Raw genomic sequence first — 17,474 nt, forward strand, 5'->3', positions numbered from 1 at the left:
AAGGGTACTCCCAAATAATTGCTCCCTCAATCGAACAGTTAAGTGTCACTGTATCTTGTTGAGTGGGGAGGTTGCCTCCTTAAAAAGAACTCCCCATAACAAAAAAGTACCTACACTCCTATCTGGAGAGAAGGTACTTATAAACCATTGAACTATGGCCTTTTTAGCTATTCATCGATGCTAAGAACTCAAGATTCGAATCCGTAGATTCAATACGTTGTTTAACGAATTCCATAGCTTCGATGGGATTCATATCTGATAGATACTTCCGCAAGATCCACATGCGATTGAGGGTTACAGGATCGAGAAGAAGATCATCTCGGCGGGTGCTACTCGACATGATATCCATAGCCGGGAAGAGGCGTTTATTGGCGATTCTTCTGTCGAGTTGCAACTCCATATTCCCTGTTCCCTTAAACTCTTCGAAGATCACTTCGTCCATCTTGGAGCCCGTATCGGTGAGGGCTGTTGCGAGTATCGTAAGACTCCCTCCGTGTTCGATATTACGAGCCGCACCAAAGAATCGTTTAGGCTTTTGTAGAGCATTCGCATCAACACCCCCTGAGAGGACTTTGCCGGAGGCCGGTTGCACAGTATTGTATGCTCGGGCAAGGCGCGTGATTGAGTCTAGTAAGATTACAACATCATGCCCACATTCCACCATACGTTTTGCCTTGCTTAGCACGATTTCTGCAATCTTTACATGACGCTCAGCCGGCTCATCAAAGGTGGAGGCGATAACCTCAGCATTAACGTTGCGAGCCATATCTGTCACTTCTTCAGGGCGCTCATCAATGAGCAATATGATCTCATAGACTTCGGGATGATTGGCTGCAATGGCATTGGCAATGTCCTTTAGAAGCATTGTCTTACCCGTCTTAGGCTGGGATACGATAAGCCCACGTTGTCCCTTCCCAATAGGGCAGAATAGATCTACAATGCGCATGGCTGTTTTATCGAATACGCCTGCCACATCAAGACTTTCGAGCTTGAATTTTTCTTCGGGGAAAAGCGGAGTCAGGTGGTCAAACGGCACTCTGTCTAAAATCTCCGACGGGAGCTTCCCATTCACCTTCTCAAGAGAAGCAAAGGGGAAATATTTCTCTCCATCTTGAGGAGGATAGATGGTTCCCTCTACCACATCTCCCGATTTTAACCCATAGGTCTTGATCTGCTGTTGTGAGAGGTATATGTCATCCGGCGAGGAGAGGTAGTTGTAATCGGCACTACGCAAGAAGCCGTATCCATCAGGCATAACCTCCAGCACTCCAATGCAAGGAAGCATACCTTCGAAATTGTATAGAGGGGTTTCTTCTTCGCCGTGGCTCTCTGTTTTTCCCGCTTTATCTTGGCGATTTTGCTGATTACGATTGCTCTTTTCTGCATTTTTCTGTCCCTTACGCTCCTGGGGTGCTGCAGGCTTCTCTCCATTTGTACCCTTTGTAGGGGTAATTAGCGGCATAATAGAGTCGAGGAGGGAGTCTTTGGCATTAACATTGGTGAATACCATTTGAGTGGGTTTATTCGGAGAATTCGACTCTTGAGACTCTTTGGCTGCCGGAGTGTCGGGGAGGATGGCTGCCGCCCCCTTGGGGTATGTATCTTCGTTTTTGATGGTTGAAGCTATTTCTTCCGGGATGGAGCTGGAAGAGAGTAAAGCCGGATGGATTGAGGAGCTTTCCGTCTTAATATTTCCTGTTAGATGACTTGCGCTCTCGGCTGAGGCAGCTTCGATGGCTTTTTTCCGCGCTTCGTCGTCCATGTCCGGAGAGAAGAGACTCTTCTGCTTGGGAGAAGAGGAGCTATTTGTAGAGGCCCTTTCTGCCCCCTTGGGGGTATTGGAGCGATCTTTCTCCTTAGATTGAGAAGAGGACTTCCCCTCTGTTGTATTTGTATTGCCTGTATCGGGACGCTTAGAGTTACCCCGGTCTGCTTTAGATTTTCCTTGTTCTTTTCCAACTTCTGCCTGGAGTTCTGCCTGGAAGTCTAGAATGGCATAAATGAGTTTATCTCTGCCCGAGGGGGTGTCTTTCATCCCTAATTCTTGGGCGATAGCGCGCAGCTCTTCGTCTGTTTTGCCATCAAGAGATACAATAGTGTACTTTGTTTGCATCGTGTGTATTACCTTCTGCTATTTTGCTTTTATGCTCCTTTAGTCTTTTCTCCTTATCTCAAAAGATTATGCAGACTATGGAGATGATAAATATATGATTGGCTACGATGGAGAATCAATCAATTCCAAAAACTTACGAAACTCGAAAATAAATCACTTTCCCAGAGGAGAAAGTTTTACTTAGCGATTAGTTCAGAAAAAGGGACGATTCTTTCTACAAGGACAAGGAAGACTTTATACCTCCTAATATAGATCCATCGATACTATTTCCCTGCAAATGTACAATACAAAATCTAAATAGCGGTGCTTAAAAAACACAAAACTCCTTATGAAAGCTTTTTTGTTTCCTCCCGACTGGAGGGAGAGTGCTTTAGACTTTTGTAAGGAGTCTGGCTGTTTTAGTCAAAGGCTTGACGAGGTGCCATCTTGCGCAAGTTCATAAGAGCATAACGCATTCGCCCCAATGCCGTATTGATACTGACTCCAGTATAATCGGCAATCTCCTTGAAACTCATATCTTTATGGTAGCGCAAGATGAGTACGTCTCGCTGTTCTTTGGGGAGACGTGCCACACAAGAGTGTAATAGATCTCTGCGATTTCGCTCTACCAACTGCTCCTCTATATTAGGGCTAGGGTAGGGAAGTCTATCAAGATACTCTTCGCGAAAATTTTCGTCATGGATCGAGACAACATGCTGTGCCTTGGTGCGTCTAAAATAGTCTATCACCATGTTACGAGCGACCCTAAACAGCCACTGGCGGAACTTGCCTTGCATCTGATAGGTACCGGCACGGAGCACATGAATAACCTTGATAAAAGTATCTTGGAATAGGTCATCTGCCACATCGCTATCGCCTACTTGTAGACGTATATAAGAAAACAACTCACCGTCATATCTGTCGATAAGTGCATCGAAGGCTTCGTTGCAACCTTCAACATAGAGTGAGATCAACTCATCGTCTGATCTCAGCTTTATATCTTTCATATTGCTATGATCTTCTAATAATTAAAGAGTAGCAATGTTTCGATAGGCAATCGTGATCTAGTTTTATATTCCTCAGAGAGAGAGAGAGAGCAGCCTTGGTAGACTATTCCTCCCTCTCTGGTGCAAAGTAACACTATTCTTACGAAATATGCAACAAGAGGGAGGGAAATTGGAGGGGAAGAAATTTTTATCCTCCCCTCTGTTTTTAGATTAGTTTGTTTTGCCAAAGCGGCGAGAGCGAGCCATCATGCAAGAGCCAATAAGCCCGGCTTCTTTTCCAAGAGTGGCAATCTTGATAGATGTGTCGTTACTTACAACATTGAGTGTATAGGTACGTACAATAGTCTCAACGGGGAGGCGTAAGAACTCGCCTGTTGCTGCCAAAGCTCCTCCCAAAATCACTACTTCGGGGTTGAAGATATTGATGAGTCCTGCAAGTTGTCTACCTAGTTTGCGTCCAATCGAATCAAGAACTTCGAGGCAAAGTACATCCTCATGATTGATAGCATCGATGATGTCGGACAGTGTGATATTCTGCCCTTTGTTGTAGAGGTCAGAAAGCACAGATACCTCTCCTGCAGCAATACGTTGTGTGAGGACGCGATGGAGGGCGAGTCCGCCAATCTCGGTTTGCATACAGCCTTTCTTTCCACAAGGGCAAAGTATCTCATTGTCGAAGATGCTCATATGTCCAAACTCACCACTGAAACCGGATTTACCTGTGTAGATTTTACCATCGAGGATAATACCAAGCCCAAGTCCCCAGCTTAGATTGAGGTAGAGAACGTTCTTAGCATCAGAGCCTGCTGTTACCCCTTGCGTATATTCTCCGTAAGCCATGCCTCGTGTATCGTTGTCCAACGAAACATTAAAGCCTAGTTCTTTATTGAGAATCTCTGCGAGCGATATTTCTTTTTGTAGCTGTTGGAAGAAGGTATAGCTATGCCCTGTTAGAGAGTTGATACGCCCCGGCATATTGACATTGATATTGAGTAGGTTGCTCGTGTCAACCTTATGTTCCGAGATAAAGGAGCGAATCAGGTTGCAAAGCTCGCTGAGAGCTTCCGGGGTATCACTTAGCGTGTAAGGAATATCGTAGTCTTGTAGGAGGATGTCTCCCACCAAATTCATAAGTCCAATGTGGATACGATCGTGCTGTACATCTACTCCGATGAATATCCCTGCTTCGGGGTGTAACCCATAGATGTAGGGATAACGCCCTCCATTAGTCTCTAGCTTGCCATAGTTGGCAATGCACTTTTTGTTCTCTAGCTCTGTGATGAACTTAGTAACGGTAGGCGTGCTAAGCATTAAATGATGCGCGAGATCGGTAATGGTAGAAGGACCATGTTCGATACAATATGCAATGATCTGGCTTTTCGTTTGTCCAACCTTTGTCCCAGATGAGACTTCACTGAGTAATATGGGTTCTTTCATTGATTTCTTCATTATTGGCAATAGAGATAATAGTGTTTATTCTTCCCCCTTAGATCGCTTTTTTCTGAAAAAGGGTTTTCTAGAGCGGTGCGAAACCCGTCCTTTGGGGGTTGTTCCGTTTTCAGATTGTGTCTGTTTTTGTTTTCCGTTAGAAGCTCTTTTAGCTTGCTTTTCGCCCTTCGGGCGACGTCTATTCCCTCCGTTATTGTAACGCTTTTGAGATGTTTTTGGAGAGTACTTAGGGGCTTCTCCATACTCCGACCCTATGGGAACTTTGTATATCGAGTATCCTAGGAAGTGTTCTAAAGCAGCAAAGCTACGTTGTTCTTCTTCGTTGACAAGGGTGATAGCAACGCCTCTTCCGTCAGTCCCTCTTGCCGTACGTCCGATACGGTGTACGTAGTCTTCGGGATCATGAGGCATATCGTAATTGATTACCACCTTGATGTCATCAATGTCAATACCTCTGGCCACAATATCTGTAGCTACAAGCACCTCCACATAACCCGTTTTGAAGTCACGCATTACCTGTTCTCTCGTGGTCTGGTCGAGGTCCGAGTGCATTTCTGCAACATTTACTCCTCTGCTTTTTAGAGCAGTAGCAAGCTGATGTACCTTGAGCTTTGAAGAGGAGAATACCACCGTTTTGGTTGGTTTCTCTTCAGACATTGAGGACAAGAGATCTGTAACAATGGGTAATTTTTGTGCTTCGTAGCAGATATAGGCACTCTGTAGAATGGTCTCGGGAGGTTTGGAAATTGCGATGGCAACGTGTACCGGATCCTTAAGAATACTACGAGCGAGTTCCTCTATCTTGGGAGGCATTGTGGCCGAAAAGAGTGCAATTTGGCAGGTCTTAGGTAGATGTCTACAGATGCTCATTATATCATCATAGAAGCCCATATCGAGCATTCTATCAGCCTCATCAATAACAAAATAGGAAGTGTGAGATATGTCCGCAGCTTGTAGATTTAGCATGGAGATTAGCCTACCCGGGGTGGCTACAACAATATCGGTCCCCCGCTCGGCTCCCCGCTGAGCTTGTGCCCAAGCTGATCCATCAGTCCCCCCATATATGGCAAGAGAGGAGATAGAAACAAAGTATCCAAATCCCGTAATTTGCTGATCTATTTGTTGTGCTAATTCTCGTGTAGGAGCCATTACGATAGCCTTGATATACCCCTCTTCGAACTCGCCTAAATAGATTCGATTAATGATGGGAAGAAGATAAGCTGCCGTTTTGCCAGTACCCGTTTGGGCACATCCAAGAAGATCTCGCCCCTCCAAAAGAGGTGGAATAGTCGCCTCTTGTATGGGGGTTGGCTCTGAAAAATTCATGGCATCCAGTCCGTCTAGGACTTCGTCTGCAAAGTCAAAATCGAAAAAATTCATTACATACAATCTTTCCCTAGCAAAGATAGGAGTTTTTTCTTTATAATGGCCTTTTTGTAGAAGAAATGTTTTTGAAACTCTATAATAGCTCCCTTTGCTTGCTTATCTCTTGCTTTCTAAAGTGTTTTATATCTAAACTATTCTTTGAAAATCTCTTTGACTAAAAAAAGAACTCCCATACAAATAATAAAACTTGTATGGGAGTGATAGGATAGGGCAGATTTGCCTTTGGAGGAGGGACTCCTGCTTGGTTCGTTTCTTCTTTATTTGATCCTTTGTGCTATACTGTCTGCAATACGTTGCATCTCTTCGCTACTTAGCGAGAGGTGTTGCCCCGAGGCAAAATTTACGCTCGATTCGTCTTGTAGGGGTATGAGGTGGATATGTGCATGGGGAACATCTAATCCCAATACAAAAGAACCTACCTTGCGACATGGAATAGCCTCGCCAATGGCTTTTGCTACCTTTTTGGCAAATAGGTGAAGGGCAGCTGTACTCTCATCATCGAGGTCGAATATGTAATCGACTTCTTGCTTAGGAACTACAAGAGTGTGCCCTATGGCCTTAGGATTGATGTCTAGGAATGCAAAATGATGCTCGTCTTCTGCCACCTTATAACAAGGTATCTCTCCTGCAATAATTCGAGAAAAAATCGAACTCATAGCTTATTACCAATTTGTAATCTTACGGAGTGAGACCCTTAGATAGAGATCTCCAAAATTTCGAAGCGAAGAAGCCCTATAGGTACTTGTACTTCGGCTATCTCTCCTACCTTTTTCCCGATAAGTCCTCGGGCGATAGGGGCAGTAACGGAGAGTTTCCGCTCTTTGAAGTTGGCATCTATCTCGGGCACAATCGTGTATTCTATAATAGAATTGTCATCAAGGCGCTTCACTTTTACCTTGGTTAGTAGTTGCACCTTGCTAGTATCAATCGTACTTTCGTCTATAATGCGTGTGTTGGCAGCTTGTGTTTTAAGTTGCGAAATCTTTGCTTCGAGCAGCCCTTGAGCTTCGCGAGCAGCGTCATACTCCGCATTTTCTGAGAGGTCTCCTTTGTCCCGAGCCTCAGCAATTGCTTGGGCTATGGCAGGACGCTCCTCCCTTTCCAGACGACTAATTTCATCCATTAGACGGTCGAATCCGTCTTGAGTCATGTAGTGATATTCCATTTCTCTTGGGTTAGAACCATTTCTCTTGCTCTTTCATTTACTCATTGGGAGGAGGAATGGCTATTGTTTTCACCTTAATGTCAAAAAAACAATGGGCAGGTTCTCTATGCGTCCTTCTTGGTTTCCCTGTTCTAGAAGTCAGAAAAAAGTTTCTGTTTCATAGAGTGCTTGACCCATTATGTGCTGCGACACCGTAATAGGCCTTTATCGCAATACGAGTGCAAAAGTAGCTATTTCTTTTTAATGTAGGCCTATCCTCCCTATCCCCTTTTAGAAATACAATCCCATCAGCTCTAGAGTAATCTTATTGTAGCACATGTGGTTAAGACCTAGAGCTTGAGGGAGAAAGAAGGGCGTGGAGAGATAAGCTTTTAGTCGAAGCTTTGCTGTATTTCGTTGTTAGACAATACGCGCATGATTAGTTTCCCTTGCGGAGTGTAGGTACTCTCTTGGCAAGAGAATAGTTTTGCAATAAGAGCTTCAATCCCCTCTGGAGAGACTGGGAGGTTGCTAATTGCCCCCCTATAATTCGATAATTTGAGGGCGAGGATTTCTACAAGAGCCTCCTTAGTAGAGATGGATTGCTCTAGGGCATTGGATATAATTTGTTCGACTAGTTCTTTTGCATCAGTCTCTACCATTTCCGGAACTGCCAAGATAGAGTAGCTCCCTCCCCCGAGTGAGGAAATCTCGAATCCGATGGATTCTAGTTCGGGAAGAAGGCTATCCACCAAAGCAACATCCTTTGTAGGGAATGAGCATAACTCAGGAAAAAGTAGCTTACGAGTTGCGTGTTCTTTTCCCTCTTTGGCAAACTCCCTCTTTACCTCTTCGTAGATAATCCGTTGTTGAGCTCGCTTGTAGTCGATGAGAACAACACCTCTACTAACAGAACTAACGATGTATTTATTGTCGTGGAGAAAGCAGGGTGTTTTCTCTAGAGATACTGCCTGAGAAGAAAAATTTTCTTGGGTAGAAAAAAGTTGATTTTGGGGTGGATTTTTTTCCGAAACTAGGCAGCTTTCCGGAGAGATTGGGGCTGCTTCTTTTTGAGAGAAGGTTGTAGCCCTGTTTTCTTTGTGTTGCTCGAAGCTCTCGAACATGGACTTCCAATCCACCTTCGGTCGCCGAGAGGGGGCTGAATACCCCTTAGCACTTGACTGGGTAATGGGTAGGTCTGTCGAATTAAACGGATTGTAGTCCGGGTCTAAAGGCTGATCGGGAGAGGGGAGTACCTCTTTTTGTTTCCCTGAGTAAATGGGGATATCTACAACGTTTTTATGCTCGAAGTCTATGGTCGGTACAGCCATAGTTGTGCTCAGCGACTGCCGAATGGCGATAGCTAGGAGCTTGAAGATGGCTTGTTCGTCGAGGAATTTTATTTCCGTTTTTGTGGGGTGTATGTTTACATCAATACGAGAGGGATCGATGGAAAAGAACAGAAAATAATTGGGGGCATAGCCGGGGGAGAGTAGCTTCTCGTACACAGAGAGGATGGCACGATGGAAGTAGGGATGGCGCATATATCGCCCATTGACAAACAGATATTGCTCTGCACCTCGTTTCTTTGCGTAGTCCGGTAGGGAAACGAATCCGTTGATATTGGAGATTTCGTTTTCGAAATGGATGGGAATTAACCCCTTATCCACAGACTGTCCCAGCGTGTCTGTGATACGGCGCCGCTGTGTAGTGGCCGGTAGATTGAGCGTCAGGTTTCCATCACTATAAAAGGAGAAAGAAACCCCGGGATAGACCAATACGATGCGCTCGAATTGTTCTATAAGGTGTTTTAGCTCGGTCTGATTGGATTTGAGGAAGCGCCTACGTGCCGGTACATTGAAGAAGACATTTCGTACCATAAAACTACTCCCTACGGGGGCAGCAACGTTGCGTACACTCACAACGTCGGAGCCATTAAGGGTAAGTTGGGTAGCCATTTCGTCTTCAGCGCGTCTCGTAGTCAGCTCAACTTGCGCAACGGAGGCAATAGAGGCTAGAGCCTCCCCCCGAAATCCCATTGAGCGTAGAGAAAAGAGATCTTGGACGTCAGAGATTTTGCTGGTGGCATGACGCTCAAAAGCCATGCGAGCATCCATTTGAGACATTCCGCAGCCATCGTCCGTAACCTTGAGACTCGCCTTCCCGGCCTCTTCTACTTCCACAATAATACGCTTTGCACCGGCATCAAGAGAGTTCTCGACCAATTCTTTCAGGATGGATGCAGGACGCTGGATAACCTCCCCGGCTGCTATTTGGTTGGCAATACTATCGGGGAGTACATGTATTATATCGCTCATTTTTTATAATAGAGGAACCATACCAATACTCCCAATACGAGGAGTACGAGCAGGATCTTTAGTATTTCATTTATTCTCCCTCTGCCCGATATCCCTTTCTCTTCTTGCTGACTAAGATGGCGCATGTTTTGCAACATAGAGGAGTGGAGTTCGTCAGCAAATTGAGTGCGATGCTCCTCTGTTTGTGCCTTCTTTTTTGCCTCGTGCTCGGCAATTTGTTTCCCTAAAAGAGTCTCTGTATTGTAGAGGTCTACTTCTTTGTCGGGAGAGATCTCTCCTTTTTCTTCGAGTTCTTTTCGGATGCGTGCTACTCGCTCCTCTAGGGCTTCTCGCTCTTGATTCCAATAGATTGGCCTGTGTTCGAAGCGTCTTGCTCGTTGATTGTTGAAGAAGAAAAAGAGTCCCATAGTTGTTTCATTGCATTATTGAAAATATCAAGAGGCTGGGGAGCCAGCCAAGAGGGTGTGCTTTCATCGGGACGGCGAATGTAGAGACTTAGTTTCTCTTCTTGCTCCGCTTTGTCCTTATCGTTGCCATCGTTTTGAGACTCTTTCTGCTCTAGAGCGGCTTGCTGAGTCTCTAGCTTCTCTACCTCTTTGTCTAGGAGTTGATAAGCTGCCAATGCGGCTTGTGCTCCGCTAAAGCCTCGGAGGGTGGAGGCTTGAGGGTGTGTGTAAGGGATGGGAGTTCCTAGAGAATCTAGCTCTTGGGTAAATAGATCGTCGGGAGATTGGGGGCGTTTCTCCGGCTGCCAAACCAAGCCGCTAATCCTAGATATGTCTGGGCTTACACTCTCAATAGGGTGAATCCCTCCCGAGGCGGGGCCTTGCCATATTGTTTTTTGCAAAGTATCCGCAGCGAGATAGGTATATACATGCGGCGACTTTATGCGACCCACCGCATAGTAGTGCTTGATGGATTCTTGCAAGGCATAGTACACCATCTCGACCTCTCCGTGGGCTTGCATCTCTCGTATGCTACTATCCGCAAAGAAAGCAATGAGAGAATCCCCTTTGATTTGTTCGAACTTATCGTCTTCCAACAGGCGCATGGCCTTTGCATTGAGCCAAGCCGTTGCATGATGTAGCGTGTCATCAGCAAAGTGCAGGCGTATTGTGTCACCCTCTAGCTGCATGCTATCCCTCCATAGAATAGGGGCTCCATAGAGAGCCATTGTAGAGTCCATAGAGAAGTAATGGAGGGAGTCTGCTACCGCTTGGGCGTCATTTCTATACACCCTTGTATTGTGGTAGGCTCGCGTTATGCGAATGTCTTTGGGTTCCTGCTTTCGGGTGATTAACTCAAGAGTATCGGCTCCGAGATAGAGAGTATCGGGCTTTGAGTAATCCGTAAGCCAAGCGTGTTGGGTAGAAAAGGCATACTCTTTATTCTCGTCATAATAACCATATTCCCCTCTGAGTATTGCTTGATTTACGGTATCAATCAGCACCATATTACCAAAGGCCTCTGCAAACTTCAACCGATTGTCATAGAGTAGAGAATCTCCCTCTACGGTACCGTGTGTGTTGTACACTATAGAGCGATCGAGTAGGATACCTAGGTCTTGTTCTGTGTCGTACACTCCCCGTGTGCTTTCTATATGACCGGAGTCCGAAACAATATATGTAGGCCCATCATATACTGCAATTTTTGTTCGCGTATTGTAGACGAGATAGTCTGTATTCAGAGTAAAATCGGGATTGACAAGTTCTACTGCATCCCGAAAGATAGCTTGGTCTGTACTGGGGGTGTACTCCCCATAGATGGAGGTTAAGGTATTGAGAGAGTCTACAATGGTTCCCGTATCGAAGTAATACCCTTTACCTGCAACCCTGTCATAATCCAAACTATCGGTGTAGAGGGTGGCTGTGGAGTTACGAAGCTCCACGGTATTTCTGAGTCTTGCAAACCGAGCCATTCCATCGTAATTCAGGTATTTCGATAGGATGGTTATAGAGTCCCCTTCGTGTATTTCCACATTTCCGAAAGCTTCAAATTGATCCGTCTCTTGGTCGAGAAAGGCACTATCACAGGTCATTACCCAATTGAGATGGCGCAGCTGGACATTTCCAACAAGACGCTGTACTCCGGGAGTAAGTTCGGCATTATACTCTAGGCGATCTGCATGATCAAGGATAATGCGTCGCGTCCCTTTTGCTTGCGTGTTACCCCCTAAGGTAGGAGGTGGTGGCATTAGGGCGAACGAAGAGAAGAGAATAAATAAACCAATGAGCACCACAGTGGAAATCTGCCACCGTGCGTGCTCTTTAGTGTGAGGGTGAGAGTCTTTGTTCGACATTCTCTATCGAGATAGGGATCAATCCATGCTCTTAGGGAGGGAGAATGGCTTTTGTGCGACCTTTGTTCGGTTATTTATTATCGTGAATCCAACCTGGGTACTTGAAGTCACAATTGCGATAACCCTCGGCAACTTCGATAAATGTTTTGAGTTGTTGTGTGCGTACCCAATCATCGAGCTCTTGGTTTCGCTTTTGCTGGAGAGCCATTTCTTTGATTGTTTGATAGTCTTCTGTAAGCGTAGCGCGGTGAGCATCGTGTTTATTGCGAAGTTTTACTATCAAGACCTCTCTATTGCCTTTCTCATTGATCATTACGAAAGCTCGTGACAGCTCTCCTACCTTTAGATTAGCCACTTCTCGGCTAATATCTTGGGGAAGCTCCTCAAGAGGGAAGAACGAACTGCCGGCATAGGTGCTTTGGTAATTGGTATTTACGAGTAATCCCTCGCTATTGCTTGTTTCTTCGTCTTGCGAATATTGAGCTACAGCAGCCTCAAAGGAGAGGGCTCCACTCGTTATCTGACCGGCTATACTATCGAGTTTGGTAACCTCCGTCTCAAGGGCTTCGTCGGCAACTTTGGGGCGCAAGAGAATGTGGCGGAAGTTGATAAGATCTCCACGTTTTTCTATGATTTGTACAATGTGGTAGCCTTCTTCACTTTGGATAATGGGAGAAACTCGTTTGTTGTTGGGCATATCGAAGAGAATGCGAGCGAACTCACTTTCCAAACTCGTTTTGGCCACAAATCCATATTCTCCGCCATTGAGGGCTGTACGAGTGTCTTCGCTGTAGAGGCGAGCAAGGGTGGAGAAAGAAGTTTTTCCGGAGTTGACCTCTTCAGAGTATTCGCGAAGTTTTTGTTTAATACGATCGATCTCCGATAGCTTTACAATGGGCTTGCGCACAATTTTTTGTACTTCTAGTCGGGTAGGAATATAGGGTAGAGAGTCTGTGGGGATGGAGGCGAAGTAAGCACGTATCTCCGACGGACTTACCGAGATGTTCGACACCAGCTTTTGCTGCATGGCACGCACGATCTCTCCGCTTTTGGCCTGCCGTCTCTGGTCTTCTCTAATCTGAGTTAGACTTTTATTGAAGTACTCTTCGAGTTTCTCTTTAGAACCCACTTCCGCTATCATCCCTTGGATATTGGCTTCCACATAGCGATTGATCATCGCATCATCTACCGTGATGCTATCAATTTTTGCCTGGTTGAGGAAGAGCATTTGCACGGCAAGTTGCTCCGGTAGGGCGCACTCTGAGTTGGCATCTAGGCGTACACCTTGAGAGAGAAGGCGTAGCTTTTGATATTCTACATCGGAGCGAAGGATCGCTTCATCCCCCACCATCCAAACTACTTCGTCTATGACTTGCTGAGCCAATAGGGTACACATGGAGACACATGATAGCCCGATGGCTAGAATCCAAGGGCGTAGGGAGTTGAGTCTTTTCATTTTCTTTATTGCTTAGAGAAATGGGGGTTGGGCTAGGTTAATTGGCTTGCTCGGATATGAATTTGATGCGAATAAGACGTAGCTCCTCTAGGGAATAGACATCCCCAAACTCTTCGAGAACAGCATCTATGGAGTCCGTCTCTGATTGCTTGAGGTAGGTATATACCTCCAAAACATCACTATCATCCATTATCTCTTTGATGGCATAGTCGATATTGATGCCCGTGCCAGAGTATACGATTTCTTCCAATTCGGTGAGGAGCTCATCAATCTCTAAATTGTTGAAGAAAGCGATATCTTCGAGCGATACCTTGCGGTCGATCTGTTCGATAATGGTGAGCTTGATCTTAGACTTGTTGGGGATAGTACGTACATGGAAGTCTATGGGGCGTTCTATTTCATTCTCCTCCACATGTTTGCGAATGAGCTTGAGGAATTCGGCTCCGTAGCGCTTTACCTTACTCGAACTTACTCCGGGAATGTTCTGTAATTCCTCCTCGGTGGTGGGGTAGAGTGTAGCCATAGCCTTGAGAGAGGCATCTTGGAAGATCACGTAAGCCGGCACCTTTAGTTGTAGAGCCATCGTCTTACGAAATTCTTTCATGATAGAGAAAAGCTCGGGGTCTCCTGCCTCTCCGGAAGCATCCTCTTTACCTACCATGGCATCCTCTTCATCGTCTTGATCATCAATTACGACCTCGAATTTGGTGGGCTTCTTTAGGAACTTTTTTCCCTTTGCTGTTACCTTCAGGATACCATAGTTCTCTACATCCTTGTCTATAAATCCTCCTATCACAGCTTGGCTAATGACGCATTGCCATAGATCGGCATCTACATCATTTCCTTGCCCAAAGCACTCTAGTTCGGTATGGCCATAGGCTTCTGTATCCGCAGTATCCACGCCTCTTAGCACGTCTACTACGTATTCTGCTTTGAATTTTTCTTTGAGTGCGAGTACCGTCTCTATGAGAGATTGTAACCACTCACTTGCGTTTAATTTCTTTTTTGACATCGTACAATTGTCACAATTTCCACAATTCTCCTCTCTGTATTCTTCTCCAAAATAATGAAGTAGGAGCTTGCGCCTACATAGGGCGGACTCGGCATAGTTACTTGTTTCTGCAAGCAGTTGTTTGCCTATCTCTCGCTCACTATTGCTCTTGTCTTGCATAAACTTTTCCAACCGTTGCATGTCGCTCTGGCTGTAGTAAGCAATGCATACTCCCTCTCCTCCGTCTCGTCCCGCTCTACCGGTCTCTTGATAATATCCCTCAAGACTTTTAGGCATATCGTAGTGAATGACAAAGCGTACATCGGGCTTGTCTATCCCCATGCCAAAGGCGATGGTTGCTACAATTACCTGGCACTCTTCGCTAAGGAATGCATCTTGATTAGCGGCTCGCTCTTGAGCATCTAAACCGGCATGATAAGGAAGGGCACGGATACCATTGATCCGAAGAATCTTGGCAAAAGTAGTGACTTTGCTCCGACTCATGCAATAGACTATGCCACTTTTTTGAGGATTTGAGAGAACAAATCGAACAATATTTCGATCAACATCCTCATTTTTAGGGAGTATGCTGTAGAAAAGATTGGGTCGATTAAATGAAGATCGGAAGATATGAGCTTGAGGAATTTGTAGGGTTCGCAGGATATCGTGCTCCACCTTGGGGGTGGCTGTTGCCGTGAGAGCAATGATGGGACGGCGTCCTATAACATCGATCATAGGGCGTATTTTACGATACTCCGGACGGAAGTCATGACCCCACTCAGAGATGCAATGAGCTTCGTCTATGGCAAAGAAGGAAATAGAAATAGATTGTAAGAAAGCTTGGTTCTCCTCCTTAGTAAGACACTCGGGGGTAACATAGAGAAGTTTGGTTCGCCCCGCTAGGGTGTCCTGTCGCACAAGATCCATTTGACTCTTGCGTAGAGACGAATTAAAGAAGTGCACTACACAGTCGTCATTACAGTAGCTACGTAAAGCATCTACTTGGTTCTTCATAAGAGCAATGAGAGGAGAGATGATAATTGCCGTCCCCTCAGAGATAAGGGCGGGCAACTGGTAACACATACTTTTCCCCCCTCCGGTAGGCATCAACACAAAACAATCTTTGCCCTCCAATAGGGCGCAAATAATCTCTTCTTGGTGATTTTTGAATGTCTCGAAGCCAAAATGCTCTTTGAGATGAGCCAGTAGGGTTAGATCCATGTTAGAGGAGTGGGGGATAGAATGCAATCTCTCTTCTAATTGCGAATATGTAGTTCCTTGCTATGCTCTTGTGCGTATTCTCGTGTTACGAGAAGTTCGGAAACGTCGGTATTACCCGGGAGGGTGTACATCGCTTCCATCATGATTGTTTCCACTACGGAGCGAAGTCCTCTAGCTCCCAGTTCCTCTTTGATCGTTTTGTCTACGATATAGTCGAGAGCCTCATCGGTAAAATGAAGTTTGATTCCATCCATTGCAAAGAGTTTTACGTACTGACCGATAATGGCGTTTTTAGGTTCAGTAAGAATGCTCTTGAGGGTACTTCTTTCTAGAGGATCAAGATAAGTAAGGATGGGGAGACGCCCAAGGATCTCGGGAATAAGCCCATAGGCTCTAAGATCTTGGTGGGAGACATGTTTGAGAAGATGCTGAGGATCAACATGAGAACGCTCACCTTCTTCTTGGTAACCAATGTAGCGAGTATTTAATCTGTTGGCAATTTTTCGTTCGATACCATCGAAAGCCCCTGCACAGATAAATAGAATATGACGAGTATTTACGTGGATGAACTTTTGATCGGGGTGCTTGCGACCGCCTGCCGGAGGTACATTGATAATGGACCCCTCAAGCAACTTGAGCAACCCTTGCTGCACACCCTCTCCACTCACGTCGCGAGTAATGGAGGGATTATCACTTTTGCGCGCAATTTTGTCTATCTCATCAATGAATACGATTCCACGCTCTGCTGCTCTTTCGTCGTAGTTGCACGATTGCAAAAGACGAGTGAGGATACTTTCAATATCTTCCCCTACATAACCAGCTTCGGTAAGTACGGTAGCATCTGCAATGGCAAAGGGTACGTCTAGCATACGGGCTATAGTCTGGGCAAGGAGTGTCTTACCTGTACCCGTAGGCCCTACCATGATGATATTGCTTTTTTCTACCTCAATATCTTCGTCATTGGGCACTTGGAGCACCCGTTTATAGTGATTGTATACAGCAACCGAGAGGTATTTTTTTGCAGCATCTTGTCCAACTACATATTGGTCTAAGAAGGCTTTTATGTCTTTGGGGCGGGGCAATTTTTCAAAACAAAGGTCTGCTTTGGGAGGGTTCTCTACCGTGCTATCTACAGGAGTAGGACCCATCGCTTGGCGGATCATCTTGTTCATTTCGTTGATACAAAGGTCACATATGGCTACACCTTCTTCGCCTTGTATCAAGAAGTTTACATCTTCTTCTCCACGTCCACAATAGCTGCAATGCTTATGATTGCCGTCTTTCTTTTTAGGAGCCATCTCTCTTTTTACTGGAGGAGTACTATCTCTTTGTGTGTATAGAGGTCAATCAGTTTCCTTTCTTTGGCTTGGGGCTGAGTACCTTATCAATCATACCATAAGCCTGAGCCTCTTCGGCTGTCATCCATTTGTCTCGATCGCTATCGCGTTCAATGACTTCTAGTGGTTGCCCGGAGTGCTCAGAGATGATTTTGTAAAGCTCTCCCTTTACACGCAAGATCTCTTTTGCTGCGATCTCTATATCACTGGCTTGCCCTTGCATTCCGCCCAAAGGCTGATGAATCATGACACGAGAGTGCGGTAGTGCAAACCTTTTTCCATGAGAGCCGGCTACTAACAGTACTGCCGCCATAGAGGCTGCCATACCCGTACAGATAGTAGATACGTCGCAACTGATATACTGCATTGTGTCGTAGATCCCATAACCGGCATATACAGATCCGCCTGGGGAGTTGATATAAATAGAGATGTCTTTTCCGGGATCAGAGCTATCCAAGAATAGTAGTTGAGCTTGTATTACGTTGGCGGTATAATCGTCTACACCCGCACCAAGGAAAATGATCCTATCCATCATAAGACGAGAGAATACGTCCATTTGAGCCACATTGAGCTGGCGTTCTTCTATGATAGTAGGGGACACATAACCTCCGTTTGCGGATATGTAATGGTGTAGGGTATTGCTGTTGAGCCCTAGCTTACGGGTTGCAAAGTGCTTAAATTCGTCTTGTACTGTCATCTTGTATCTGTTTCGCTATCTCTATGCTTATAAGATGCCTTTAGGGTAGGTAAGCCCTCAAGAGAGATTCCCTATCT

General features: G+C 45.5%; 13 protein-coding genes. All 13 read right to left on the reverse strand.

What is annotated here, in order from left to right; all coding sequences use genetic code 11:
- Window positions 1-163: 163 nt before the first annotated feature.
- The 13 genes from rho to clpP all read right to left on the reverse strand — a co-directional run bounded on the left by rho (window position 164) and on the right by clpP (window position 17,397).
- Window positions 164-2,113, reverse strand: coding sequence for a transcription termination factor Rho (rho, locus tag POREN0001_RS05900; protein ID WP_004334346.1), 1,950 nt, complete (start codon window positions 2,111-2,113; stop codon window positions 164-166).
- A 398-nt stretch (window positions 2,114-2,511) separates the two neighbouring features.
- On the reverse strand, window positions 2,512-3,099 hold the full coding sequence (locus tag POREN0001_RS05905; protein ID WP_004334268.1) for an RNA polymerase sigma factor: 588 nt from the start codon (window positions 3,097-3,099) through the stop codon (window positions 2,512-2,514).
- A gap of 210 nt (window positions 3,100-3,309) precedes the next feature.
- Window positions 3,310-4,536 carry an ROK family transcriptional regulator gene (locus tag POREN0001_RS05910; protein WP_004334330.1) on the reverse strand — a complete coding sequence of 409 codons (1,227 nt, stop codon included), beginning with the start codon at window positions 4,534-4,536 and terminating at the stop codon, window positions 3,310-3,312.
- Between the two features lie 36 nt (window positions 4,537-4,572).
- Window positions 4,573-5,928, reverse strand: coding sequence for a DEAD/DEAH box helicase (locus tag POREN0001_RS05915; RefSeq protein ID WP_004334337.1), 1,356 nt, complete (start codon window positions 5,926-5,928; stop codon window positions 4,573-4,575).
- A gap of 263 nt (window positions 5,929-6,191) precedes the next feature.
- The gene (locus tag POREN0001_RS05920; protein WP_004334106.1) at window positions 6,192-6,590 is read right to left on the reverse strand and encodes an HIT family protein; all 399 of its coding nucleotides are present in this window, start codon (window positions 6,588-6,590) and stop codon (window positions 6,192-6,194) included.
- A 38-nt stretch (window positions 6,591-6,628) separates the two neighbouring features.
- Window positions 6,629-7,099 carry a transcription elongation factor GreA gene (greA, locus tag POREN0001_RS05925; RefSeq protein ID WP_004334269.1) on the reverse strand — a complete coding sequence of 157 codons (471 nt, stop codon included), beginning with the start codon at window positions 7,097-7,099 and terminating at the stop codon, window positions 6,629-6,631.
- Window positions 7,100-7,470: 371 nt separating this feature from the next.
- On the reverse strand, window positions 7,471-9,396 hold the full coding sequence (gene mutL, locus POREN0001_RS05930) for a DNA mismatch repair endonuclease MutL (RefSeq protein WP_004334310.1): 1,926 nt from the start codon (window positions 9,394-9,396) through the stop codon (window positions 7,471-7,473).
- On the reverse strand, window positions 9,393-9,803 hold the full coding sequence (locus tag POREN0001_RS09065) for a hypothetical protein (RefSeq protein WP_052296692.1): 411 nt from the start codon (window positions 9,801-9,803) through the stop codon (window positions 9,393-9,395). The genes mutL and POREN0001_RS09065 overlap by 4 nt, the downstream gene beginning before the upstream one ends.
- Window positions 9,716-11,695 (reverse strand): OstA-like protein, encoded by a 1,980-nt coding sequence (locus tag POREN0001_RS05940; protein ID WP_052296693.1) that lies wholly within the window; start codon window positions 11,693-11,695, stop codon window positions 9,716-9,718. Before POREN0001_RS05940 ends, POREN0001_RS09065 begins: the two co-directional genes overlap by 88 nt.
- A 70-nt stretch (window positions 11,696-11,765) precedes the next feature.
- Entirely contained in the window at window positions 11,766-13,151 is a 1,386-nt protein-coding gene (locus POREN0001_RS05945) for a peptidylprolyl isomerase (protein WP_004334149.1), read from the reverse strand.
- Window positions 13,152-13,188: 37 nt separating this feature from the next.
- A complete protein-coding gene (gene recQ / locus POREN0001_RS05950) occupies window positions 13,189-15,363 on the reverse strand; it encodes a DNA helicase RecQ (RefSeq protein ID WP_004334372.1) in 2,175 nt (724 codons plus the stop codon).
- A gap of 35 nt (window positions 15,364-15,398) precedes the next feature.
- Complete coding sequence (gene clpX / locus POREN0001_RS05955) at window positions 15,399-16,661, reverse strand: ATP-dependent Clp protease ATP-binding subunit ClpX (RefSeq protein WP_004334219.1); 1,263 nt, start codon at window positions 16,659-16,661, stop codon at window positions 15,399-15,401.
- Window positions 16,662-16,710: 49 nt separating this feature from the next.
- Complete coding sequence (gene clpP, locus POREN0001_RS05960; protein WP_004334212.1) at window positions 16,711-17,397, reverse strand: ATP-dependent Clp endopeptidase proteolytic subunit ClpP; 687 nt, start codon at window positions 17,395-17,397, stop codon at window positions 16,711-16,713.
- Window positions 17,398-17,474: the final 77 nt, after the last annotated feature.

Source organism: Porphyromonas endodontalis ATCC 35406, assembly GCF_000174815.1.
GTDB classification, from domain to species: domain Bacteria; phylum Bacteroidota; class Bacteroidia; order Bacteroidales; family Porphyromonadaceae; genus Porphyromonas; species Porphyromonas endodontalis.